At 70.1% G+C, this 23,890-nt stretch carries 23 protein-coding genes; 15 read left to right on the plus strand and 8 right to left on the minus strand.

Going from position 1 to position 23,890, the window contains the following annotated elements; genetic code table 11:
• Positions 1–105: 105 nt before the first annotated feature.
• The 5 genes from ACZ6B8_RS19735 (at position 106) to ACZ6B8_RS19755 (ending at position 4,841) form a co-directional block, all read left to right on the plus strand.
• Positions 106–273 carry a hypothetical protein gene (locus ACZ6B8_RS19735; protein WP_471608016.1) on the plus strand — a complete coding sequence of 56 codons (168 nt, stop codon included), beginning with the start codon at positions 106–108 and terminating at the stop codon, positions 271–273.
• 51 nt (positions 274–324) lie between these two features.
• On the plus strand, positions 325–2,712 hold the full coding sequence (locus ACZ6B8_RS19740) for a bifunctional lysylphosphatidylglycerol flippase/synthetase MprF (RefSeq protein ID WP_471608017.1): 2,388 nt from the start codon (positions 325–327) through the stop codon (positions 2,710–2,712).
• 137 nt (positions 2,713–2,849) lie between these two features.
• A complete protein-coding gene (locus ACZ6B8_RS19745; protein ID WP_471608018.1) occupies positions 2,850–3,086 on the plus strand; it encodes a hypothetical protein in 237 nt (78 codons plus the stop codon).
• Between the two features lie 139 nt (positions 3,087–3,225).
• Positions 3,226–3,816 carry an N-acetylmuramoyl-L-alanine amidase gene (locus tag ACZ6B8_RS19750; protein WP_471079356.1) on the plus strand — a complete coding sequence of 197 codons (591 nt, stop codon included), beginning with the start codon at positions 3,226–3,228 and terminating at the stop codon, positions 3,814–3,816.
• Between the two features lie 74 nt (positions 3,817–3,890).
• Positions 3,891–4,841 carry a 1-aminocyclopropane-1-carboxylate deaminase/D-cysteine desulfhydrase gene (locus ACZ6B8_RS19755; protein ID WP_471608019.1) on the plus strand — a complete coding sequence of 317 codons (951 nt, stop codon included), beginning with the start codon at positions 3,891–3,893 and terminating at the stop codon, positions 4,839–4,841.
• A gap of 25 nt (positions 4,842–4,866) precedes the next feature.
• Here the strand turns inward: ACZ6B8_RS19755 and ACZ6B8_RS19760 are convergent, their stop codons facing one another.
• A complete protein-coding gene (locus tag ACZ6B8_RS19760) occupies positions 4,867–6,465 on the minus strand; it encodes a Na+/H+ antiporter (RefSeq protein WP_471608020.1) in 1,599 nt (532 codons plus the stop codon).
• 46 nt (positions 6,466–6,511) lie between these two features.
• Between ACZ6B8_RS19760 and ACZ6B8_RS19765 the strand changes: the two genes are divergently transcribed.
• From ACZ6B8_RS19765 to ACZ6B8_RS19775, 3 genes are all read left to right on the plus strand, one after another.
• Positions 6,512–6,772: a UBP-type zinc finger domain-containing protein gene (locus ACZ6B8_RS19765; protein WP_471079347.1), complete on the plus strand. Its 261-nt coding sequence runs from the start codon at positions 6,512–6,514 to the stop codon at positions 6,770–6,772.
• A gap of 247 nt (positions 6,773–7,019) precedes the next feature.
• Positions 7,020–7,433, plus strand: coding sequence for an ATP-binding protein (locus tag ACZ6B8_RS19770; RefSeq protein ID WP_062782207.1), 414 nt, complete (start codon positions 7,020–7,022; stop codon positions 7,431–7,433).
• Positions 7,430–8,461, plus strand: a complete 1,032-nt coding sequence (locus ACZ6B8_RS19775; protein WP_471608021.1) for an RNA polymerase sigma factor SigF — start codon at positions 7,430–7,432, stop codon at positions 8,459–8,461. The genes ACZ6B8_RS19770 and ACZ6B8_RS19775 overlap by 4 nt, the downstream gene beginning before the upstream one ends.
• 66 nt (positions 8,462–8,527) lie before the next feature.
• Here the strand turns inward: ACZ6B8_RS19775 and ACZ6B8_RS19780 are convergent, their stop codons facing one another.
• Complete coding sequence (locus ACZ6B8_RS19780) at positions 8,528–8,986, minus strand: hypothetical protein (protein WP_471079339.1); 459 nt, start codon at positions 8,984–8,986, stop codon at positions 8,528–8,530.
• An 80-nt stretch (positions 8,987–9,066) separates the two neighbouring features.
• Here ACZ6B8_RS19780 and ACZ6B8_RS19785 point away from each other — a divergent pair, with 80 nt between their 5' ends.
• Both ACZ6B8_RS19785 and ACZ6B8_RS19790 read left to right on the plus strand, forming a co-directional pair.
• Positions 9,067–10,035: a diacylglycerol/lipid kinase family protein gene (locus tag ACZ6B8_RS19785; RefSeq protein ID WP_471079336.1), complete on the plus strand. Its 969-nt coding sequence runs from the start codon at positions 9,067–9,069 to the stop codon at positions 10,033–10,035.
• A gap of 317 nt (positions 10,036–10,352) precedes the next feature.
• A complete protein-coding gene (locus ACZ6B8_RS19790; protein ID WP_016639615.1) occupies positions 10,353–10,610 on the plus strand; it encodes a WhiB family transcriptional regulator in 258 nt (85 codons plus the stop codon).
• Between the two features lie 216 nt (positions 10,611–10,826).
• On the opposite strand, the gene ACZ6B8_RS19795 is transcribed toward ACZ6B8_RS19790, so the two are convergent.
• Together ACZ6B8_RS19795 and ACZ6B8_RS19800 are read right to left on the minus strand one after the other, a co-directional pair.
• On the minus strand, positions 10,827–12,293 hold the full coding sequence (locus tag ACZ6B8_RS19795; RefSeq protein ID WP_471079954.1) for a sensor histidine kinase: 1,467 nt from the start codon (positions 12,291–12,293) through the stop codon (positions 10,827–10,829).
• A 376-nt stretch (positions 12,294–12,669) separates the two neighbouring features.
• Positions 12,670–13,305, minus strand: a complete 636-nt coding sequence (locus ACZ6B8_RS19800) for a TetR/AcrR family transcriptional regulator (RefSeq protein ID WP_471079334.1) — start codon at positions 13,303–13,305, stop codon at positions 12,670–12,672.
• A 109-nt stretch (positions 13,306–13,414) separates the two neighbouring features.
• Here ACZ6B8_RS19800 and ACZ6B8_RS19805 point away from each other — a divergent pair, with 109 nt between their 5' ends.
• Together ACZ6B8_RS19805 and nagB are read left to right on the plus strand one after the other, a co-directional pair.
• Positions 13,415–14,173 (plus strand): SDR family oxidoreductase, encoded by a 759-nt coding sequence (locus ACZ6B8_RS19805; protein WP_471608022.1) that lies wholly within the window; start codon positions 13,415–13,417, stop codon positions 14,171–14,173.
• Between the two features lie 380 nt (positions 14,174–14,553).
• On the plus strand, positions 14,554–15,339 hold the full coding sequence (gene nagB / locus ACZ6B8_RS19810; protein ID WP_471079328.1) for a glucosamine-6-phosphate deaminase: 786 nt from the start codon (positions 14,554–14,556) through the stop codon (positions 15,337–15,339).
• 168 nt (positions 15,340–15,507) lie between these two features.
• Here nagB and ACZ6B8_RS19815 read toward each other — a convergent pair whose 3' ends face one another.
• The 4 genes from ACZ6B8_RS19815 to ACZ6B8_RS19830 all read right to left on the minus strand — a co-directional run bounded on the left by ACZ6B8_RS19815 (position 15,508) and on the right by ACZ6B8_RS19830 (position 20,326).
• On the minus strand, positions 15,508–17,028 hold the full coding sequence (locus ACZ6B8_RS19815; protein ID WP_471608023.1) for a glycoside hydrolase family 3 protein: 1,521 nt from the start codon (positions 17,026–17,028) through the stop codon (positions 15,508–15,510).
• Between the two features lie 7 nt (positions 17,029–17,035).
• A complete protein-coding gene (locus ACZ6B8_RS19820) occupies positions 17,036–17,866 on the minus strand; it encodes a carbohydrate ABC transporter permease (protein ID WP_471608024.1) in 831 nt (276 codons plus the stop codon).
• Positions 17,863–18,852, minus strand: coding sequence for a carbohydrate ABC transporter permease (locus ACZ6B8_RS19825; protein WP_471079319.1), 990 nt, complete (start codon positions 18,850–18,852; stop codon positions 17,863–17,865). Before ACZ6B8_RS19825 ends, ACZ6B8_RS19820 begins: the two co-directional genes overlap by 4 nt.
• 199 nt (positions 18,853–19,051) lie before the next feature.
• Positions 19,052–20,326: an extracellular solute-binding protein gene (locus tag ACZ6B8_RS19830; RefSeq protein WP_471079316.1), complete on the minus strand. Its 1,275-nt coding sequence runs from the start codon at positions 20,324–20,326 to the stop codon at positions 19,052–19,054.
• A 325-nt stretch (positions 20,327–20,651) separates the two neighbouring features.
• On the opposite strand from ACZ6B8_RS19830, the gene ACZ6B8_RS19835 reads away from it, so the two are divergent.
• From ACZ6B8_RS19835 to ACZ6B8_RS19845, 3 genes are all read left to right on the plus strand, one after another.
• Complete coding sequence (locus ACZ6B8_RS19835) at positions 20,652–21,434, plus strand: GntR family transcriptional regulator (protein ID WP_471079951.1); 783 nt, start codon at positions 20,652–20,654, stop codon at positions 21,432–21,434.
• Between the two features lie 111 nt (positions 21,435–21,545).
• Positions 21,546–23,687, plus strand: a complete 2,142-nt coding sequence (locus ACZ6B8_RS19840; protein WP_471608025.1) for a carbon starvation CstA family protein — start codon at positions 21,546–21,548, stop codon at positions 23,685–23,687.
• Positions 23,684–23,881 carry a CstA-like transporter-associated (seleno)protein gene (locus ACZ6B8_RS19845; RefSeq protein ID WP_471079310.1) on the plus strand — a complete coding sequence of 66 codons (198 nt, stop codon included), beginning with the start codon at positions 23,684–23,686 and terminating at the stop codon, positions 23,879–23,881. The genes ACZ6B8_RS19840 and ACZ6B8_RS19845 overlap by 4 nt, the downstream gene beginning before the upstream one ends.
• Positions 23,882–23,890: the final 9 nt, after the last annotated feature.

Raw genomic sequence — 23,890 nt, forward strand, 5'->3', positions numbered from 1 at the left:
AAAAGAGCGGGAATGGATCACCTCGGGACGGGGCAGTAGGCACGTTTCCACCCGTTCGGCGCAACCCGGGGTGTGCCGGGTGGGGCAGCCTGGTGGGCTCGGGAGATGACCACCCCCGAGGCCGCCGACCCCGGTGCGCGGGAGCCGGGGCCGCCGACCCCGCTCGCGCCACCGAGCGAGCGCGGCCCAGTGCGTTGGCTCCACGGGGTCGGCAGAGCGTTCGAGCCGGTCCGCCGCGCTCCGGTGACCGTGTTCGTCGTGGTGGCGCTGTAGGCCGTGGGCGCCCTGACCGGGAGCCTCGGTGCCGGCCCCGCCCCTACGCTCTTGAACGACATCGGCACGGGGGTGCCCGCCCTCGCCGACGGCCGGTGGTGGACGCCCCTCACCTCGGTCCTGTGGTGTCCGGGCATCGGCAACTACATCGGCTCCACCCTGCTGTTGCTGCTCCTCGGCTCAGCCGCGGAGCAGCGCATGGGCTCCGCGCGCACCGCCGTCGTCCTGTTCCTCGGACAGGTGCTCGGCTCACTGCTCGGCACCGGCGTGGTCAAGCTGGGTGCGCTGGGCGGCGACGACTGGCTGCGCGACCTCTCGGGCCAGCTGACGGCGACGCCGGGGATCGGCGCCTGCGCCCTCGGCGCCTTCCTCAGCTTCCGGCTCGACGCCCTGTGGCGGCGCAGGCTGCAGCTGTGCCTGATCGTGTTCCCGCTGATGCTGGCGCTGTATGTGGGTCATCTCCAGGGCGTACTGCGGCTCGGCGGCGTCGTCGTGGGCCTCGGGCTGGGCGCCCTCGCGCACCGGCACACGCACCGTCTGCGGATGCCGCACGCATCGCACTCCGAGGGGCGCGTCCTGGTCGCGCTCGTGGTGGCCGCCTCCGCCATCGGCCCCCTGATCGCGACGCTCTACAAGGACTCCTTCGGCCCCTTCAACGTCCTCGATCTGTACGTGTCCGGCGGACCGAGCCCGCAGGACGTCGCGGACGCCTGTGTCCGGGCGGACAGCGCCGACTGTGCCCGCATCCGCGCCCAGGACCGCTTCTACGGCTCTCCCGCGATGCTCATGGGCGTCGCCATCCCGCTGCTGCTGTTCGTGCTCGCCGACGGACTGCGCCGCGGCCTGCGGCCGGCGTGGCGGATCACGGTGGCCGCGCAACTGGTGTGGCTGGGCCTCATGGCGTTCCTGCTGAGCGACATCGCCTCGCATCCGGACCAGTACGTCCTTCAGGGCAGCGACCTGTCCGACCAGAAGGCGGCCATGATCCAGGCGGTCGTCGAGCAGATGCTGCTGCCGCTGCTCGTCCTGGTGCTGCTGTTCCTCGCCCGCCGCCTCTTCGACCAGCGCCTGTCGCGCACCACCGTGACCTGGCTCGCGGGGACCGTCGGCGGCACGCTGCTGCTGGCCTGTGTCGCGTACGTGGGCATCGGTTACGCGGTGCGCGACCAGTTCACGCCCGACGCGAGGTTCTGGAAGCTGGTCGCGGGGCTCCCCACCCAGTTCCTGCCGCCCAGCTACGAACCGTTCTTCTTCCGCGGCCAGGCCCCCATCCCGGTCGGCGGCACCGCGCTGTCCTTGTACGAGTACTGCGGGATGCTGTTCTGGGTGGTCGCCCTGATCGCCCTCTTCATGGCGTTCCGGCAGCCCCTGATGCGCGCCGACGCCGACGCGGTCACCCGCGCGCGTGCGCTGCTCGCCGCGCACGGCGGCTCCACGCTCTCGTATCTGACGACGTGGCCCGGCAACCACTACTGGTTCTCGGCGGACGGCCGGGCCGCGGTCGCCTACCGCGTGCACTCCACGGTCGCGCTCACCACGGGTGACCCCTTCGGGGAGCCGTCCGCGCGCGGGGAGGCGATCGACGGATTCGCCGCCTACTGCGACCGGCGCGGCTGGACCCCCTGCTTCTACAGCGTGACCGCCGACGCCAAGGCCCGTACGGACGCCCTGGGCTGGAGCTCCGTGCAGGTCGCCGAGGACACCGTCGTGCCGCTGCCGGAGCTGGTCTTCACCGGCAAGAAGTGGCAGGACGTCCGTACAGCCCTGAACAAGGCCAAGAAGGAGGGCATCACCGCGGAGTGGCACACCTTCCCGCAGGCGCCCATCGCGCTGACGGACCAGATCCGCTCGATCTCCGAGGAGTGGGTCGCGGACAAAGGCCTCCCGGAGATGGGCTTCACGCTCGGAGGTCTCGACGAGCTGGACGACCCCCACGTGCGCTGCCTGCTGGCGGTCGACGAAGACCGCACGGTGCACGGCATCACGAGCTGGATGCCCGTCTACGGCGATTCCGGCGCTGCCACGGACGGGTCGCCCGTCGCACCGGTGGGCTGGACCCTGGACTTCATGCGGCGCCGCTCCGACGGGTTCCGCGGCTCGATGGAGTTCCTGATCGCGTCCGCCGCGCTCGGCTTCAAGGAGGAGGGCGCGCAGTTCCTCAGCCTCTCCGGGGCGCCGCTCGCCCGCTCCGACACCGCCGAACCGCCCGCCGCTCTGCAGCGCCTGCTGGACTACGCGGGCCGCACCCTGGAACCGGTCTACGGATTCCGTTCGCTGCTCAACTTCAAGGCCAAGTTCCAGCCCCAGTACCGGCCCATGTACATGTGCTACCCGGACCCCGCCGCCCTGCCCAGCATCACCCGGGCGATCGGCAAGGCCTACCTCCCGCACATGAAGCCCGCCCAGGGGGTGCGCCTGATGCGCAGACTCACCACCTAGGGCAGAGTGCCCCTTCCCCGGCCGTCTGAGGGGGCGGCGTGAAATGCCCGGGAACTCCCGGATCTGTACAACCGTTCCATCCCATGCGGGGGTGTCCGTACCGCCCGCACCCTTGGCACCAACGGCAGGAGAGAGCAATGGCAGGCTTCCTGGATCGCGCCAAAGAGCAGGCCCAGCGGGGCCTCACCCAGGGCAAGCAGAAGATCGACGAGGTGCAGGAGAAGCGCGCCGGCGACGCCCTCCTGAAGAAGCTCGGCGCCGCCTACTACGCGGAGCGCCGGGGCACCGGATCCGCCCAGGCCACCCAGCAGGCGCTGCAGGCCGTGGAGGCCCACGTCGCGGCGAACGGCGACGGTTTTCTGCACGGCGCCTGACCGGATCGGCTCGCACGGTGCCCGAACAGGCCTCGGATTGCTTCCGAACAGCTGGTGAGGGCACCGGAGTTCCGGTACAAGCAGGGCGTACGAGGCGGTCCGCGACCGGCGACCGTCGCGCCTCGCAAAGGAGTCGGCCATGTCCCCACCCATGTCCGCGAGCACGTTCCTGAACGCCCTGCGGGACGAAGGCGTGACCGTCGTCGAGGTCGGCGACTGGGAGCATCACAACCGCAACCACAAAGGCCCCTGGGGCCCCGTGAACGGCGTGATGATCCACCACACCGCGACATCGGGCAGCGAGGAGACGGTCGAGCTCTGCCGCGACGGCTCCGAGGCCCTCCCGGGGCCGCTCTGCCACGGCGTCATCACCAAGGACGGCCGGGTCCACCTGGTCGGCTACGGCCGGGCCAACCACGCGGGGCTCGGCGACGACGACGTGCTCCGCGCGGTCATCGCCGAGAAGGGGCTGCCGCCGGACAACGAGGCGAACACCGACGGCAACCCCCACTTCTACGGCTTCGAGTGCGAGAACCTCGGCGACGGCGAGGATCCGTGGCCGGACGAGCAGCTGGACGCCATCGAGCGGGTCTCGGCCGCGGTCTGCCGTGTCCACGGCTGGACCGAGCGCTCGGTGATCGGCCACCTGGAGTGGCAGCCGGGCAAGATCGACCCGCTCGGGTTCACGATGGCCTGGATGCGCGACCGCATCGGGGAGCGCCTCAAGTAGGCCCGGGTGGCGCCGGGAAGCCCCCGGCGCGGGGCTCCGCTGCCGGGTGGCGCGCCCCGGGGGACAATGGCGGGGTGTGCCCCACCCCGCCCGTCGGCCTGCGCCCCCGGTTGCCGTCCCCGCTGCAGCCCATAGCGGACGACCGCTTCACCCGCCGCGGCGTACGTCTGCTGCTCAAGCGGGACGATCTGATCCACCCGGACCTGCCCGGCAACAAGTACCGCAAGCTGGTTTTGAACCTGCGGGCGGCGGCCGACGCCGGCCACGACACCCTCGTCACCTTCGGCGGCGCCTACTCCAACCACCTGCGTGCCACCGCCGCCGCGGGCCGCCTCCTCGGGTTCGCCACGGTCGGCGTCGTCCGTGGCGACGAGCTCGCCGACCGCCCCCTGAACCCGTCCCTGACGCGCTGCGTGGCCGACGGCATGCGACTGCACTTCGTCGACCGGGCCACGTACCGGCACAAGAGCGATCCGGAGACCCTCGCGGCGCTCCTGCGCGTGGCGGACGCCGGGGCCGCGTACGTGATCCCCGAGGGCGGCAGCAACGCCCTTGCCGTACGGGGCTGTACGGCGCTCGGCGAGGAGCTGCGCGAGCACACCGACGTGGCGGCCGTGGCGTGCGGCACCGGCGGCACCCTCGCGGGCCTGGCCGCCGGCCTCGGCCCCGACCGGCAGGCGCTCGGCATACCGGTCCTCAAGGGAGGCTTCCTGGGCGCCGACACGGCGGCCCTGCAGCGCAGCGCGTTCGGTGGGCCCACCGCCAACTGGCGCCTGGACGAGCGCTTCCACTGCGGCGGCTACGCCCGGACCCCGCCCGAACTCATCGCCTTCGCCGAGGACTTCGAGGAGCGTCACGGCCACGCGAACGGCCTCTCCGTAGAGCGTCTCTACGTCGCCAAGCTCTTGTACGCCCTGACGACCCTCTCCGAAGAGGGCGCCTTCCGCCCCGGTACCCGCCTCACCGCGGTCATCACCGGCACGCGTGAGGAGCCCGCAGAGACCAGCGGCACGGGCCGGACATAACCGGCTCGGTCCTCGACCGCCCCGCTCACTCCTCGATCTCCCGGTGGGCGGCAGCCTCCTCCAGGTCCAGCTTGCGCAGCAGCGTCCGCATCATCTCGTCGTCGATGCGCCGTTCGTCCCGCATCTTGACGAACACCTCGCGCTCGGCGGCGATCGCCTCGCGCGCGAGGCGGCGGTAGGTCTCGTCCGCCGACTCCCCCGTCACCGGGTTGGGTTGGCCGAGCCGCTCCCACACGGAGTTGCGGCGCCGCTCCAGAACCGTGCTCAGACGGTCCTGGAGGGGCTGTGGCAGGCGATTGCGCTCGTCCTGCATGAGTTCCCTCACCCGCTCCTCCGCGGCCTGCGAGGCGGCGTTCTGCGCCTGCGCCTCGGCGAGCGTCTGTGCCTGCGCGTCACGGCCCGGCAGTTTCAGGACACGGATCAGCCACGGCAGCGAGAGCCCCTGCACGACGAGCGTGCCGATCACCGTGGTGAACGTCAGAAACAGGACAAGATTGCGCGCCGGGAAGGGCTCGCCGTCGTCCATGACGAGCGGGATCGAGAAGGCGATGGCGAGCGAGACCACGCCGCGCATCCCCGCCCAGCTGACGATCAGCGGACGCCGCCAGTCCAGGTCGCTCTCCCGCTCCCTGATGCGGGCCGAGACACCGCGCGGCAGATATGTCGCCGGGTACGACCACACGAACCGCGCGACCACCACGAAGACGAAGACCCCGAACGCGTACCAGACCGCCTCCCCCACGCTGTACTCGCCGAGCCCCTTGAGGACCACAGGCAGTTGCAGTCCGATGAGCGCGAAGACCGCCGACTCCAGGATGAACGCGACGACCTTCCACACCGCGGCCTCCTGGAGCCGCGTCTCGAAGTCGACCTGCCAGGAGCGGTGCCCCAGGTAGAGGGCGACCACGACGACGGCGAGCACTCCGGAGGCGCCGACCTGTTCCGCGGCTGCGTAGGCAACGAAGGGGATGAGCAGCGACAGCGTGTTCTGCAGCATCGCCTCCTTCAGGTGGGTGCGCAGCCAGTGGATCGGCACCATGAGGAGCAGGCCGACCCCGACCCCGCCGACAGCGGCCATCAGGAACTCCCGGACGCCGCCCGACCAGCTCGCGCCCTCGCCGACCGCCGCCGCGAGGGCGACCTTGTAGGCGGTGATGGCGGTCGCGTCGTTCACCAGGGACTCGCCCTGCAGGATGGTGGTGATCCGCGAGGGGAGCCCCACCTTGCGCGCGATGGCGGTCGCGGCGACCGCGTCGGGCGGCGCGATCACGGCGCCGAGGACGAGCGCGGCGGTCAGCGGCAGGTCGGGGATGAGCAGGTACGCGAGCCAGCCGACGGCGACCGTGGCGAACAGGACGTAGCCGACGGAGAGCAGCGCGACGGGCCGGAGGTTGGCGCGCAGGTCCAGGTAGGAGCTCTCCAGGGCGGCGGTGTGCAGCAGCGGGGGCAGGATCAGCGGCAGCACGATGTGCGGGTCGAGGTGGTAGTCGGGCACGCCGGGGACGTAACTGGCGATGAGCCCGACCCCGACCAGGAGCAGCGGCGCCGGTACGGGGGTCCTGCGTGCGGCCCCCGCCACCACGGCGCTCGCCGCGATCAGTGCCACCAGGGGCAGTACATCCATCGGCAGACCCCTCCGCCCTCCGCGTTCCCGTCGTAACCTGGCAATCATGAACGAGTGCCCGCACGTCGCCGCGCTGCCGCACCCCGAGGTGTCCCCGCTGAGCGAAACGTGCCTCGAGTGCCAGGCGGCCGGCAGCCACCCCGTCCAGTTGCGGCTGTGTCTGGAGTGCGGGCATGTGGGCTGCTGCGACTCCTCGCCCTTCCAGCACGCGACGGAGCACTTCAAGGAGACCTCACACCCAGTGATGAGGACCTTCGAGCCGGGAGAGAGCTGGCGTTGGTGCTTCGTGGACGGTTCGATCGTCTGACGCCTGGGTACGTCAACCCGGCGCCCGTTCTTTCCAATTGGGCCTGCGCGACCCCTAGCCACTGTCCGTACTCATAGGCTTACTATGAGTGACAGCATCGGGCGGGGTCCCCGGGACACGGATCTGGGGAGCGCGGTAGCGTCACCGCTGAAAGACGTGGCGCGTTACCCGTGTGACGCAGTCCGGGACCACCGCAGGACAGCGGTCCCGGAGCCCCGAAAGTGCTTGTACCACCTTGGAGGTGAGGGTGTCCCAGATCGCAGGCGAGCCCGGGAATCAGGACTTCGTGGAGGTCCGCCTTCCGGCTGCGGGTGCCTACCTGTCTGTGCTGCGGACGGCGACGGCCGGCCTCGCGGCGCGCTTGGACTTCACACTCGACGAGATCGAGGACCTCCGCATCGCGGTCGACGAGGCCTGCGCGATCCTGCTCCAGCAGGCCGTGCCGGGCTCCGTGCTCAGCTGCGTCTTCCGACTCGTCGACGACTCGTTGGAGGTGACGGTCTCGGCACCCACGACCGACGGCCGGGCCCCGGAGCGGGACACCTTCGCCTGGACTGTGCTGTCGGCCCTCGCGGGCCAGGTCGACTCCGCCGTCGCCGAGGACAACACCGTCTCGATCAGCCTCTACAAGAAGCGCGGCGCGGGACCCGGGCCGGCGTGAGGAACGGGGACGGGCCGGTGCGGGACGAAGAGCGCGGCACACAGAGTCTGCCCGTCGGCGGCAGGGAGGGGACGCGCCGTATGACCACCGGAATCCCCGAGCAGCAGGCCAAACCGCACCCCCAGGAGCCGGAGCATTCGGCTCCGCTGAGGGTGGCCGATGTGTCGGAGCAGGCAGAGCCGACCGCCAAGGACGAGCCCAAGCAGCTCTGCGGCCGGGGCGGCGGGCGACGGGTGGGAAACATGAGCGAGCACGAGCACGGTCGGCACGATCCGCAGGACCGCAGTGGCGCACGCGCGTTGTTCGTCGAGTTGCGCTCCCTGCCGGACGGCAGTCGGGAGTACGCGGAGCTGCGCAACCAGCTGGTCCGCATGCACCTGCCGCTCGTCGAGCATCTGGCCCGCCGCTTCCGCAACCGCGGCGAGCCGCTCGACGATCTCACCCAGGTCGCCACCATCGGCCTGATCAAGTCCGTGGACCGCTTCGACCCGGAGCGCGGCGTGGAGTTCTCCACGTACGCGACGCCGACGGTCGTCGGCGAGATCAAGCGGCACTTCCGCGACAAGGGGTGGGCGGTCCGCGTCCCGCGGCGGCTCCAGGAGCTGCGGCTCGCGCTGACGACGGCGACCGCCGAGCTGTCCCAGCTGCACGGCCGCTCCCCCACCGTGCACGAGCTGGCGGAGAAGCTGGCCATCTCCGAAGAGGAGGTCCTGGAGGGCCTGGAGTCGGCGAACGCCTACTCCACGCTGTCCCTGGACGTCCCCGACACGGACGACGAGTCGCCGGCCGTCGCGGACACCCTGGGCGCCGAGGACGAGGCCCTGGAGGGCGTCGAGTACCGCGAGTCGCTCAAGCCGCTCCTGGAGGACCTGCCCCCGCGGGAGAAGCGCATCCTGCTGCTGCGCTTCTTCGGCAACATGACCCAGTCGCAGATCGCACAGGAGGTCGGCATCTCCCAGATGCACGTCTCCCGCCTGCTGGCCCGCACCCTCGCGCAGCTGCGGGAGAAGCTGCTCGTCGAGGAGTAGGCAGGAGCGCGCGGGAGGAGCAGTCACTCCCCGTAGCGGGGGTGCGGTCGCTCTCCGTAGTCGGCGCTACTTCTGGTCCTGCACGTTGCCGGGGCCCTGGATCCCGAGGGCTTCGGTCGTCGCCGGATGGATCAGGAGCACCAGCGAGGCGACCGCCGCGAGGGCGAGGACGATACCGGCGGGGATCGCCGCGCTGTCGGCCTGCAACAGCTGCCAGGCCACCGGAAGCGCCATGATCTGCGTGATGATCGCGGGCCCCCGGCTCCAGCGCCGCAGCTTCATCAGCCCTCGCGCGGCGAGCAGCGGAAGCAGCGCGAGGACGATCAGCGTGACGCCACCCGTCTCGGCCTGCTTCGGATCGTCGGGCGATCCCGCGAGACCCATCGCAAGCATGTACACACCCCCCACGAGGAGCGCGAGCCCCTCCAGCGCCACCAGGGCCGCGGCGGCGGTCACCCGCGCGGGCCGCGGGCCCGGCGCGGGCGCCTCGGGGGTTTCGGGGGTGGTTTTCCGCTCAGTACTCACCCCTGCAGGGTAGCTCCGGGCACCCCTGCCCCGGCACCTCGGTCTAGGCCGGGTAAAGACCGCTAGGTAGTCTGCTGCGCATGCGTGCACTCCTCGTGGTCAACCCGGCGGCAACCACCACCAGTGCGCGTACGCGTGATGTGCTGGTCCACGCCCTCGCGAGCGAGATGAAGCTGGACGCGGTCACCACCGAGTACCGCGGGCACGCCAGAGACCTCGGCCGGCAGGCCGCGGAGAGCAAGGACATCGAGCTGATCGTCGCCCTCGGCGGCGACGGCACGGTCAACGAGGTCGTCAACGGCCTGCTGCACCACGGGCCCGATCCCGACCGCCTCCCGCGCCTGGCCGTCGTCCCCGGCGGCTCCACGAACGTCTTCGCGCGCGCTCTCGGACTGCCGAACGACGCCGTGGAGGCCACCGGCGCCCTCCTGGACGCCCTGCGCGAGGGAAGCGAGCGCACGGTCGGCCTGGGCATCGCGGGCGGCACGCCGGGTACGGAGGACGAGGCGGTGCCCTCGCGCTGGTTCACGTTCTGCGCGGGACTCGGCTTCGACGGCGGCGTAGTGGGCAGAGTCGAACAGCAGCGCGAGCTCGGCCGGCGTTCGACGCATGCCCTCTATGTGCGCCAGGTGCTCCGTCAGTTCCTGGACGAGCCGCACCGCAGGCACGGAATGATCACCCTGGAGCGGCCCGGCGAGGACCCGGTGACCGACCTGGTGATGTCGATAGTGTGCAACACCTCTCCCTACTCCTACCTGGGCAATCGCCCGTTGTACGCGTCCCCGCAGGCCTCCTTCGACACGGGCCTGGACGTCCTGGGCCTGAAGAAGCTCTCGACGGCCGCGGTGGCGCGTTACGGCACCCAGCTCCTGACGTCGACGCCGGACCGCGGACCGCACGGTAAGCACGCGGTTACGCTCCACGACCTCACGGACTTCACCTTGCATTCGAAGGTGCCCCTGCCCCTTCAGATGGACGGCGACCACTTGGGGCTGCGGACGAGCGTGACGTTCACAGGCGTACGCCGTGCACTGCGTGTGATTGTGTGAGTAGAAGGGCCTAAAGTCCTTTCACTCGAACGTTTAGGCCAGGGTCCACCCCATGGAAGTACGGCTGTGACCCAGTCGACACTGAGGAATCAAAAAAAACTTTCCTGAAGGGGTTGTATCCGCCGCCGAGGTTTGCGAATCTCTACATGGCGATCGGGACGGCCCGCAACAACGGCCCCGCAGAGAGCCAGAACCCCTCCTCCATCACAAGGTCCACACCAGTCAACTGGGCGTCGGCCCTTCCCGTGCGGGGGGATTCGTGAAAGCGTTCACATTCACAAGCAACCTGAATGTAATACCAAGGAGAGGTAGCAGCCATGGACTGGCGTCACAACGCCGTTTGCCGCGAGGAAGACCCCGAGCTCTTCTTCCCCATCGGCAACACCGGTCCTGCGCTGCTGCAGATCGAGGAAGCCAAGGCCGTCTGCCGCCGCTGCCCCGTCATGGAGCAGTGCCTGCAGTGGGCGCTCGAGTCCGGCCAGGACTCCGGCGTCTGGGGTGGCCTCAGCGAGGACGAGCGCCGCGCAATGAAGCGCCGCGCCGCTCGCAACCGTGCACGCCAGGCCAGCGCCTGACGCCCACACCCCTTACGAGCCTGAGCTTGGCGGCGCGTACAGCGTGTACGCAACTCCCGCCCCCGAGCCGCAGCCGCGCAGTACCCCCGATGCGCATCGCAACGTGAGCAGTGAGCCCCGGACCCATCGGTCCGGGGCTCACTGCTGTGTACGGCGGGGCACAGCTGGAGCGGCCGGGCGTTTGCCGCCGCTACCAGGCGGTGCCGTCCACCGGCGCTACTTGTCGGCGCGGACCGGGATGTCGAGGATCACCTGGGTGCCGCGTTCCGGGGCGCGGACCATGTCGAAGGTGCCGCCCAACTCGCCCTCGACCAGTGTGCGGACGATCTGCAGACCGAGGTTGCCGGAGCGGTGCGGGTCGAATTCCTCGGGCAGCCCGACGCCATCGTCCTGAACGGTGATCAGCAGTCGCGCTTCCTTGCTGGTGCCGCCGCGCACGGCGGAGACCTCGACCGTGCCGGTGTCCCCCTCGCGGAAACCGTGCTCCAAGGCGTTCTGCAGGATTTCCGTGAGCACCATCGACAACGGTGTCGCGACTTCCGCGTCGAGAATTCCGAAGCGCCCGGTGCGCCGGCCCGCGACCTTGCCGGGCGAGATCTCGGCGACCATCGCGAGCACCCGGTCGGCGATTTCGTCGAACTCCACACGCTCGTCCAGGTTCTGGGAGAGCGTTTCGTGGACGATGGCGATGGAACCCACCCGGCGCACCGCCTCCTCCAGGGCTTCGCGGCCCGTGGCGGAGTCGATGCGGCGCGCCTGCAGCCGCAGCAGCGCGGCGACCGTCTGGAGGTTGTTCTTCACCCGGTGGTGGATCTCCCGGATGGTCGCGTCCTTGGTGATCAACTCCCGCTCGCGGCGACGGAGTTCGGTGACGTCGCGCAGCAGGACGAGGGAACCGATGCGGGGGCCCTTGGGTTTGAGCGGGATCGCGCGCAGCTGGATCACTCCGTCGCCGCCCTCGATCTCGAACTCGCGCGGCGCCCAGCCGCTCGCCAGCTTGGCCAGGGCCTCGTCCACCGGGCCGCGGGACGGGGCGAGTTCGGCCGTCGCCGTGCCCAGGTGGTGGCCGACGAGGTCGGAGGCGAGGCCGAGCCGGTGGTACGCGGAGAGGGCGTTCGGCGACGCGTACTGCACGATGCCGTCGGCGTCCAGACGCAGCAGACCGTCGCCCACGCGCGGGGAGGCGTCCATGTCGACCTGCTGCCCCGGGAACGGGAACGAGCCGGCGGCGATCATCTGTGCGAGGTCGGACGCCGACTGAAGGTAGGTCAGCTCCAGGCGGGAGGGGGTGCGCACCGTCAGCAGATTGGTGTTGCGGGCGATGACGCCCAGGACGCGCCCTTCCCGGCGTACCGGAATGGACTCGACGCGCACCGGCACCTCCTCGCGCCACTCCGGGTCGCCCTCGCGCACGATGCGGCCCTCGTCCAGGGCGGCGTCGAGGAGGGGGCGGCGGCCACGCGGTACGAGGTGTCCGACCATGTCGTCCTGGTAGGAGGTGGGACCGGTGTTCGGCCGCATCTGCGCCACGGAGACATAGCGGGTGCCGTCGAGCGTGGGGACCCACAGCACGAGGTCGGCGAAGGAGAGGTCGGAGAGCAGCTGCCACTCCGAGACCAGCAGATGCAGCCACTCGAGATCGGAGTCACCGAGAGCGGTGTGCTGGCGTACGAGGTCGTTCATGGAGGGCACGTGTGCGAGCGTACCTTTCGCGTCCGGTGGGCCCGCTCCGTGGAGTTTCCGGCGGGATGGCGCCGGATGTGCGTCGAGGGCTCCGGCGATCCCGACGAGCCGCGGCGCCAGGGCGGGACCCTCAACCCGCCCACGGCACCGCAGCCCTTCAGGTGCATCGGCCGTCAGAATGTGCGGTACTGAGCGGCCGATCGGGAGGATCCGACGCGGTCAGGGCAGAGAGCGCCGGTTCCTCGATCCGCTCTCCTGTGCGGGAAGAGCGGAGGCTTTACCCACGCATTGTGGACTAGACCATTCTCCCATGTCTATGCGTCGACAGATGTTTGTTGTTGTCACTTTCTCCCACTCGCGCACCGGACGCCAGGCCTCATTCCCGACCGGATCGCCCGGCGGAGTCCCCCACCGGGCGTGAGCGCGGCCACGCCCGCATCGCGAGTTCGGCCACTGCCTCCAGATCACCCCTGGTGGCGCCGTCCCGCGCCTGCTGCGACATCCCCTGGAAGACGGCTCCCGTATAGCGGGCGAGGGCCACGGGATCGGTGTCGTCGGGCAGCTCCCCCGCGGCGACGGCCGCGCGGACGCGGGTCTCGATGTCCGCGAGATTGGCGTTGCGCCGCTCGCGCAGGGCCTCCTCCACTTCCGGCGTCGTGCAGTTGGTGGCCGCCGAGATGACCAGGCACCCGCGAGGGTGATCGGGGGCGGTGAACTCGGCCGCGGCCTCGCGCAGCATCCGTGAGACCGCGCCGCGCACCGTCGGCTCCTCCTCGAAGGCGCGGCCGCCGAAGGCGCCGTGGGTGTGGTCGTACCGCACGACGACCTCGTCGAAGAGGCGGCGCTTGTCGCCGAAGGCGGCGTAGAGGCTGGGCGCCCCGATCCCCATGGCGCGCGTCAGGTCGGAGACCGACGTCCCCTCGTACCCGTGTTCCCAGAAGGCGTGCAGCGCCTGCTCCAGCGCCGTCTCGCGGTCGAAGGAGCGGGGACGGCCGCGCTGTTTCGTCGCCATGGGGTGAATTGTATAGCGGGCACTAGCGAATGGGGTCAGAGTCGGGTACGGTTCTTTTTGTAGCGACCGATACAGAACTGGCCACTGGAGAAAGAGGGGGTGCCCCGACATGGGCGCATCGACGGGCAGGCTCGCGGGGAAGACGGCGCTGGTCACGGGCGGGAGTCGCGGCATCGGCCGGGGCATCGCGGAGCGGCTCGGGCGGGACGGGGCGCGGGTCGCCGTGCACTACGGCAGCAACGAGGTGGCGGCGAAGGAGACCGTCGCCGCGATCGAGGGCGCGGGCGGCTCCGCCTTCGCGATCGGCGCGGAACTGGGGGTGACCGGTGACGCCGAGGCGCTCTGGGCGGAGTTCGACCGGCACGCGGACGGCCTGGACATCCTGGTGAACAACGCCGGCATCGGGCTCTACGGCCATGTGGGAGAGGTACGGGAGGCGGACTTCGACCGGGTGTTCGCGGTCAACTCCAAGGCACTCTTCTTCGTCACGCAGCAGGGCCTCGGCCGGCTGCGTGACGGCGGCCGGATCATCAACATCTCCTCCGGCGTCACGCGCATCGCGTTCCCGGTCACCATCGCGTACTCGATGACGAAGGGCGCTGTGAACGTCCTGACCCACACGCTGGCGCAGGAGCTGGGCCCGCGCGGGATCACGGTCAACGCGGTCGCGCCGGGGATCATCCAGACGGAGATGATGGACGGGCTCCCGGCCGATCAGCGGGCGGACATGGCGGGGTACTCGGCCTTCGACCGCATAGGCCAGCCCGCGGACGTGGCGGACATCGTGGCCTTCGTCGCCTCGGACGACGCGCGCTGGATCACCGGGCAGTACATCGACGCGACGGGTGGGTCGGCGCTGGGATTGTGACGCCGAGCGGTCCCTCCCTTCGCGGGCGGACACGACGCAGGACGGAGGGAGCGACGCGATCCGCTTCGACGCGGGGGAGGCGACGGAGAGACCCGGGGCCCGATTCGCTCAACGACGGAAGGGGCGGGGAGGTCCGGGGGGCCGGTTCGCTCGACGGGCGGAGGGGGCGGAGAGGTCCGGGGCCCGGTTCGCTCGACGGGCGGAGAGGGCGGGGAGGGTCGAGCATGGACTGGAGGATTCGACTGTTCTGGCGGCACGGCTCTGCTAGATTGGTCTATACCACCAACTGCGTCTGAGTGCCCCTGAATCTCGCGCGACGTCCCCTCAGAGGCCCGGACACCAGTCCCCACAGTCCCCCTCTCCAGATCGGCAGGCCCAGCGTGGAAGTTGTCATCGTCCCGGACGCCAAGGCAGGCGGCGAGCTCATCGCGGAGGCCATGGCCGCCTTGGTGCGCCGTAAGCCTGACGCCCTGCTCGGTGTCGCCACCGGATCCACCCCGCTGCCCATCTACGAGGCGCTGGCCGCCAAGGTTGCGTCCGGGGCCGTGGACGCCTCGCGTGCGCGCATCTGTCAGCTCGACGAGTACGTGGGGCTGCCGCCCGGGCACCCGGAGTCGTACCGTTCCGTGGTGCTGCGAGAGGTCGTCGAGCCGCTCGGGCTGAGCGAGGACGCGTTCATGGGGCCGAACGGCAGCGCCAAGGACGTGCAGTCGGCGTGCGTGGCGTACGACAAGGCGCTGGCCGAGGCCGGCGGCGTGGACCTGCAGTTGCTGGGGATCGGGACCGACGGGCACATCGGCTTCAACGAGCCCTGTTCCTCGCTCGCTTCGCGTACGCGCATCAAGACGCTGACGGAGCAGACGCGGGTGGACAACGCGCGCTTCTTCGACGGGGACATCGAGCAGGTGCCCCACCACGTCATCACCCAGGGGATCGGGACGATCCTGGAGGCGCGGCACCTGGTGCTGCTCGCCACCGGTGAGGGCAAGGCGGACGCGGTGGCCGCGACGGTCGAGGGTCCGGTCGCCTCGGTCGTGCCCGCCTCGGCGCTGCAGCTGCACCCGCACGCCACGGTCGTCGTGGACGAGGCGGCCGCCTCCAAGCTGAAGCTCGCGGACTACTTCCGGCACACGTACGTGAACAAGCCGGACTGGCAGGGGCTGTAGGGGGAACAGCTCACCCCACGAGTCAGGAACGCCGGAAGGGGCGCCCCTTCCGGCGTTGCGGGGCGGTGTTGCTGGCCCGTGCTTCTGGGCTGCGTTTCTGGCCCGTGCTTCTCGGCCGTGCTTCTGGCCCGTGCTTCTGGGCTGCGTTTCTGGTTCCCGGGCGTCGGGTCAGGCGCCCGTGATCGCCTCCGCCGCGGCCTCGCCGCAGACCCGTGCCGCGCCGCGGGTGGCGATGTGGATCGCGCCCGTCGGGGCGGACTGCGGGACGCCCATCTCGACCACGACCGTGTCCGGGCGGGCCGCGACGAGGGTGGTCAGGGCGTCGGCCATCCACCCGTGCCGGTGGGCGTCGCGGACCACGGCGACGATGCGCCGCTCCCCCGCCGCCGCCAGCGCCCGGGCGCCCGCGCCGTCGCCGGAGAAGGTGCCGGACTCCGTGCCGGGGAAGCGGGCCGTCAGCTCGGCGGTCACGCCCCACGGCGTCTCGTCGCCGACCGCGATGTTCGGCAGCGGCGAGAAGGTGGCGACGTAGGGGGCCTCGGAGACGGGGGCCGCGTAGGTCTCGCCGCGGGTGACCGCCAGGGCGCGGCGCGCTGCGACCAGGCCGATCCCGGTGTCGGGCGTGCCCCCCGGCACGCCCGCCGCGAGACCGGCCCCCGCTCCCCGACCCGCCGACGCCGCGGCCCAGCCGGCCAGGGCCCGTACCCGGTCGGCGGCTTCGGCGAGCCGCTCCTCGGGCAGTTCGCCGGAGCGCACCGCCGCGACGAAGGCGTCCCGCAGCCGCAGCACGGTGCCCTCGTCCGAGGGGCCGCCGCCGGTGCAGATGGCGTCGGCGCCCGCGGCGATGGCGAGGACGCAGCCGCGCTCGAAGCCGTAGGTGCCGGCGATCGCCTGCATGTCCATGCCGTCGGTGACGATGAGTCCCTCGTAGCCGAACTCCTCGCGGAGCAGGCCGGTGAGGATGCGGCGGGAGAGGGTGCCGGGGTTGTCCGGGTCCAGGGCCGGGGCCAGCACATGGGCGCTCATCACGGCCCGGGTGCCCGCGGCGATGGCCGCGCGGAACGGCGCGAGGTCACGGGAGTTCAGCACGTCCCGGTCCACGTCGATGACCGGCACCGAGTGGTGCGAGTCGATCGCGGTGTCGCCGTGGCCGGGGAAGTGCTTGGCGGAGGTGGCGACGCCGGCGGACTGCATGCCCTCGACGTAGGCGGCGGTGTGCCGGGCCACGAGCTCGGGGTCGGAGCCGAAGGACCGTACGCCGATGACCGGGTTGTCGGGGTTGGCGTTGACGTCGGCGGACGGCGCCCAGTTGAAGTTGATGCCGCAGGCGGCCAGGCGGCGGCCGAGGTCGGCGGCGACCTCACGGGTCAGCGTGGTGTCGTCGACGGCGCCGAGCGCGTGGTTGCCCGGGTAGGAGGAGCCGGTGCGTACCTCAAGGCGGGTGACGTCGCCGCTCTCCTCGTCGATGGCGATCAGCAGGTCGTCGCGCTCGGCGCGCAGCTGCGCGGTGAGGGCGGCGACCTGTCCGGCGCTGTGGACGTTGCGGCCGAACAGGCTGACGGAGGCGAGGCCTTCGTCGATACGGTGGCGCACCCAGTCCGGTACGGCGGCGGTGCCGTCGAAGCCGGGCTGCAGGACGGCCAGGGCGTTGCGGGTGAGGGTGTCACCGGCGTGCGTGAGTGTCGTCATGGCGGAGTTATCCCTTCACTGCGCCGTCGGTCAGGCCGGCCACGGCCCTGCGCTGCAGGAAGACGAAGAGGACGAGGATCGGGACGGCGAAGAGCGAGGCGGCGGCCATGGTGGCGCCCCAGTCGTCGCCGAAGGCGGTCTGGAAGCTGGAGAGCCAGACCGGCAGGGTCTTGGACTCGGCTTCCTTGTTGAGCACGAGGACCAGCGGGAACTCGTTCCAGGCGGTGATGAAGCCGAAGAGCGAGGTCGACATCAGGCCCGGCGCGAGCAGCGGCAGGATCACCCGGCGGAAGGCCTGCATACGGGTGCAGCCGTCGACCATGGCGGACTCCTCCAGCTCCTTGGGCACGGCGGCGACGAAGCCGCGGAGCGTGAGGAGGGTGAAGGGCAGGATCATCACCATGTAGAAGAGGGTCAGCGGGATCAGGCTGTTCAGCATGTCCGCGTCGCGCACGATGATGTAGATCGCGATGACCATGACTTCCCACGGCGCCATCTGCGCCAGCATGAAGCCGATGATGAAGCCGCGCCGCCCCTTGAAGCGCATTCGGGCGAGAGCGAACGCCGCGGTCACGCCGATGATGAGGGAGAAGAGGACCGCGAGGATCGTCACGGTGAGCGAGTTGCCGACCATGGTCCAGAAGTGGTCGGCGTCGATCGCCTTCTTGAAGTGCTCCAGCGTGGCGTCGGTCGGGAACCAGACCGGGTCCTCGGCGATGATGTCGCCGGTCGGCTTGAAGGCCGTGGCGAACATCCAGTACACGGGGAAGACACAGAAGACGAAGATGACGACGGCGGCCAGGTTGGGCCAGAGCCGGCCCGTCAGCGAGCGCTTCACAGCTCGTCCTCCTCTTGCTTGAGCACGATCCGCAGGTAGAACGAGGTGATGGCCAGCAGGATGACGATGGTGAGCAGGGCGATCGCGGCACCCATGCCGAAGTGCTGGTTGCCCATGCCCTCGATGTAGGCGTAGACGGGCAGGATCTCGGTGAGCCGGTCGGGGCCGCCCTCGTTGATCGTGAAGACCTGGACGAACGCCTTGAAGACCCAGATGATCTCCAGGAACGTCGTGGCGTAGAGGAAGGGCCGCAGATACGGCAGCGTGACCTGGGTGAACTGCTTCCAGGCACCCGCGCCGTCCAGCGCGGCGGCCTCGTACAGCTCCTTGGGGATGGTGGTCGTGGCGGCGTAGAGGTTGATCGCCACGAAGGGGATGGACATCCAGACGATGAGCAGCAGGACGACGAAGAAGGTCGAGTACTGGGTGGCCAGCCAGTCGTGGTCGGCCATCGAGTCGAAGCCGACCTTGGCGAGCAACCAGTTGACGACGCCGAAGCGCTGGGCGAACAGCCACTGGTAGACCGTGCTGGCCGCGACGACGGGCATCGCCCAGGCCAGGACGAGGCCGAGCAGCAGGAACGTCCGCATCTTCCGGCCGAGGCGGGCGAGCAGCAGTCCGACCAGCGTGCCGAGCACCATGATCAGCACGACGTTGACGGCGGTGAAGGCGACCGAGCGGCCGGAGACCCGCCAGAAGTCCTCGCCGGTGAGGACGTCCTTGTAGTTGTCGAATCCGTTCCACTCGGTCAAGTGCAGGATGAACTGCCGCATGTTGAGGTTCTGGAACGACAGCATCCCGTTGTTGACCAGCGGCCAGCCGAGCAGCAGCAGGGTGACGATGATCGCGGGGGCAAGGAGCAGATAGGGCGTCAGGCCGGCCAGGCGGCCCGAGGTTCTGCGCGGACCCGTCGGCCGTGGCCCGCCGTCGATTGTCTCCACCTCCGTCGGGCCGGAGGGCGGCCGTTCGGTCTTCTGCACGGTCATGCTCGCCATCTCTTTCGTGGGCAATGCGAAGCGCTGAGGTCGGCGCGAGGAGCGCTGGGGGCGGCGCGGAGAACGCAGCGTGCGCGGAGTGCGCAAAGAACGCGGAGTGCGCGAGGAAAGCGCAGTGCGCGAAGAGCGCATGGATGCGCCGGGGGCAGCGGGGTCGTGTCACCCGCCGCCCCCGGCAGGGGACGCGTTCTTACTGCTTCTGCGCCAGGCGCTTGTTGAGCTCGCCCTCGACCTGCTTGGCGGCGGCGGCAGGCGACTTACCGTTGAGCACCGCGGTCATGTAGTTCTTGATCGGGTTCGGCGGGTTCTCCACCGCGCCCCACTCCGGGATCAGCGGGGTGGTGCCGCCGCCGGCGGTGGCGGGAGCGGCGGCCTCGGCGGCCGGGTTGCCCTTGAGGTTGGACTCCAGCGCCTTCTTGTTCGGGATCGTGCCGCCTTCCTTGGCGAACTGACCCTCGAACTTGTCGGACAGCGCGATCTTGAGGAACTCCTTGGCGAGCTCCTGCTTCTTGCTGGTCGCGGCGACGGCGAGGTTGGAGCCGCCGAGGAAGACGCCCTCGGGCTTGTCGGCGGTGGCGCCGGGGATCGTGAAGAAGCCGATGTCCTTCTCGATCTTCTTGTTGGCCTTGATCGCGGTCGCGGCCTCCCAGCTCATGCCGATGAAGGCGCCGGTCTTGCCCTTGGCGAAGACCTCGGCCTGCTGCGGGGTGGCCTCGTCCTTGTTCTTGGGGGCCTTGGAGAGGTCCGCGAACTGCTTGTACGTCTTCATGGCCTTGGCGACCTTGGGGTCGCTCAGGTTGGAGACGTACTTGTCGCCGTCCTTCTTGACGAGCTCGGCGCCCTCACCGATGGTCAGGCCGACGAAGTGGTACCAGTTCTGGCCGGGCAGGTAGATCGGCTCGGCGTCGGTCTTGGAGCCGATCTGCTTGAGGTCCTTGAGGAACTCGGCGCGGGTCTTGGGAAGCTCCTTGATGCCGGCGTCGGCCCAGACCTTCTTGTTGTAGACCACGACGCGGTTGAGGACGAACCACGGGGCGGCGTACTGCTTGCCGTCGATGACCGAGGCCTTGTTCATCGAGTCGGTCCAGTCGGCGCCGATGGACTCCTTGAGGTCACCGAGCTCGGCGAGGCCACCGGTCTTGGCGTACGCGGCGGTCTGGGTGTTGCCGATCTCGAAGACGTCCGGCGGGTTCTCCTCGGAGAGGGCGGTGGTCAGCTTCTGCTGGATGCCGTTCCACTGCTGGACCTCGAACTTCAGCTTCGCGCCGGTCTTCTTCTCGAAGGCCGCCGTGACGTCCTTCTGCCACTGGTCCGGCGTGGAGCCGTCCATCGCCCAGAGAGTCAGGGTCTCGCCCTTGAAGCTGTCGGCTCCCCCGGCCTTCTTGTCGTCGTCGTCACCGCCGCACGCCGCGACCGAGACCAACATGCCCGCGACACCGATGGCCGCTATGAGCTTGCGCTTCACGTCACCCTCCTCAAGGGATGCCAGTCAACCCCCCACCCGCAGCGACCGAATGGACCGAGATCTGCCCGTGGGACTGGAACCTGGTCTTTAATGGTGTAGACCAGTACGGGGAGCTTGGCCTAGACCTTTAGGGGTGTCAAGGGTGTATAAGAAGGGCAGTCGCGTCCGTTATCGGACCGACACCTGAGCAGGCGGAGTCGTCCCACAAGCTCTCGACTTCGCTCGACCAGGGGGCGCCCCCATGGCCCGGTACGTGCCACGATGTGAGCCGCGACAGACGGAGGAGCCGGTGACGGCAGCAGCACAGGAGCCGGGAAGGCAGATCATGGGCAGCGAGGCGGGCAGTTCCCAGGCCGGGGTCGACGTGCCCGCGGAGGCTCCCACCGTCGGCCGCACCGCGCGCGTACCCAAGTACTACCGCCTGAAGCGGCACTTGCTGGACATGACGGAGACGCTGCCGCCCGGCACCCCCGTCCCCCCGGAGCGCACCCTCGCCGCCGAGTTCGACACCTCCCGCACGACGGTGCGCCAGGCGCTGCAGGAGCTGGTCGTCGAGGGGCGTCTGGAGCGGATCCAGGGCAAGGGCACGTTCGTCGCCAAGCCCAAGGTGTCGCAGGCGCTCCAACTCACCTCGTACACCGAGGACATGCGGGCCCAGGGCCTGGAGCCGACCTCGCAGCTCCTGGACATCGGCTACATCACCGCGGACGACACCCTCGCCGGGCTGCTCGACATCAGCGCGGGCGGCCGCGTCCTGCGCATCGAGCGGCTGCGGCTCGCCAACGGTGAGGCGATGGCCATCGAGACCACCCACCTCTCGGCCAAGCGCTTCCCCGCCCTGCGCCGCTCCCTGGTCAAGTACACCTCGCTCTACACCGCGCTCGCCGAAGTGTACGACGTGCACCTCGCGGAGGCCGAGGAGACCATCGAGACCTCGCTGGCCACCCCGCGCGAGGCCGGGCTGCTCGGCACCGACGTGGGCCTGCCGATGCTGCTGCTCTCCCGCCACTCGCTGGACGGGAACGGCCGGCCGGTGGAGTGGGTGCGCTCCGTCTACCGCGGCGACCGGTACAAGTTCGTCGCCCGCCTCAAGCGCCCCACGGACTGAGGTTCGCGCACCGCGCCCCCAGGGGGTCTGGCGCGCAACACCCCGCTGCTCTACGTTCCTCCCGTCATCGCACGATGAACGTCATCGCAAGATGAACGGGAGGACGACCCGGTGCGCACCGCGAATCCCCGATCCATCGTCATCTGGTCCCTCGTCGCGCTGATCGGCGCGGCGGGCTGGACTGTCCTGGCCCTCGCCCGCGACGAGGAGGTGTCGGCCGCCTGGATGGTCGCGGCGGCCGTCGGCTCGTACGCGGTCGCGTACCGCTTCTACTCGAAGTTCATCGCCTACAAGGTGCTCAAGGTCGACAAACGGCGGGCCACGCCCGCCGAGCGGCTCGACAACGGCATCGACTTCCACCCGACCGACCGCCGGGTGCTGCTCGGGCACCACTTCGCGGCGATCGCGGGGGCCGGCCCGCTCGTCGGTCCTGTGCTCGCCGCCCAGATGGGATACCTGCCCGGCACCATCTGGATCATCGCCGGCGTGATCTTCGCGGGCGCCGTGCAGGACATGGTCGTGCTGTTCTTCTCGACGCGGCGCGACGCCAAGTCGCTCGGGCAGATGGCGCGCGAGGAGATCGGGCCGTTCGGCGGCGCCGCCGCGCTCCTCGCCACCTTCGCCATCATGATCATCCTGCTCGGGGTGCTCGCGCTGGTCGTCGTCAACGCGCTCGCCGAGTCGCCGTGGGGCACCTTTTCCATCGCGATGACGATCCCGATCGCCCTGCTGATGGGCTTCTACCTGCGCGTCCTGCGGCCCGGCCGGGTCAGCGAGGTCTCCCTGATCGGCGTCGCGCTGCTGCTGCTCGCGCTCGTCGGCGGGCGCTGGGTCGCCGAGTCCTCCCTCGCGGACACCTTCACGCTGGCGCCCTCGACGCTGGTCATCTGGCTGGTGGCGTACGGCTTCATCGCCTCGATCCTGCCGGTGTGGATGCTGCTCGCGCCGCGCGACTACCTCTCCACCTATCTGAAGATCGGCACCATCGTGCTGCTGGCCGTGGGCGTCGTGGTCACGCTGCCCACGCTGGAGATGGACCCGGTGACCGACTTCGCCTCGCGCGGCGACGGGCCGGTCTTCGCGGGCTCGCTCTTCCCCTTCGTCTTCATCACCATCGCCTGCGGGGCGCTGTCCGGCTTCCACGCCCTGATCTCCTCCGGCACCACGCCGAAGATGATCCAGAAGGAGACGCAGGTCCGGATGGTCGGGTACGGCTCCATGCTGATGGAGTCGGCCGTCGCCGTCATGGCGCTCGTCGCCGCCTCGATCATCGACCCCGGCCTGTACTTCGCGATGAACGCGCCGGCCGGCGTGGTCGGCGACACCGTCCAGGAGGCTTCGAAGGCCGTCGCGGGGTTCGGCTACACCATCTCGCCGGCCGATCTGGCGCAGGCCGCCCGGCACGTCGAGGAGTCCTCGCTCCTGTCGCGGACCGGCGGCGCGCCCACGCTCGCGGTCGGTGTCTCGGAGATCTTCTCCAAGGTCACCGGCGGCTCGCTGCGGGCCTTCTGGTACCACTTCGCGATCATGTTCGAGGCGCTGTTCATCCTGACCGCGCTCGACGCCGGCACCCGCGTGGGCCGCTTCATGCTCCAGGACATGCTCGGCAACGTCCACAAGTCCTTCAGGAACATGAGCTGGAAGCCGGGCCTGCTGCTGACCAGCGCCGCCGTCACCGGCCTGTGGGGCTACTTCCTGTGGGTGGGCGTGCACGAGCCGCTCGGCGGGATCAACCAGCTCTTCCCGATCTTCGGCATCGCCAACCAGCTGCTCGCCGCCGTCGCCCTCGCCGTCTGCACCACGCTGCTGGTCAAGTCCGGCCGCCTCAAGTGGGCCTGGATCACCGCGATCCCGCTCGCCTGGGACGCGACGGTGACGCTCACCGCGAGCTGGCAGAAGGTGTTCTCCAGCGATCCGCGCGTCGGCTTCTTCCAGCAGCGCGCCAACTACCGGGACGCCATCGACGAGGGGAAGATCCTGCCGCCCGCCAAGACCATGGACGACATGCACACCGTCGTCACCAACTCCACGGTGGACGGCATCCTTTCGGCGGTGCTCGCGCTGCTCGTCGTCGTCGTGATCGTGGACGCCGCACGCGTCTGCGTCCGGCACGTCCGCGCCCCCGAGGCCTCCCGCCTCCAGGAAGCCCCGTACGTGGAATCGCGGTTGACCGCCCCGGCCGGACTCTTCGCGACCCGCGAGGAGAAGGAGGAGCAGCGGCGCGAGCGGGAGCGGGAGGGGGTGACGCCGTGATCTGGCTGCTGCGCGGGGTGCGCTGGATGCGGTGGTACGTCAGGGAGTTGACCGACGAGAGCGCGTACGAACGGTACGTGGCGCATATCCGCAGGGACCATCCGCACGCAACCGTCCCCAGCCGCCGCGCATTCGAGCGGATGCGGACGGACCGGCAGGAGTCGGACCCCCGGCAGGGATTCCGCTGCTGCTGAGCAGGGACA

The organism is Streptomyces sp. NPDC041122 (assembly GCF_055592445.1).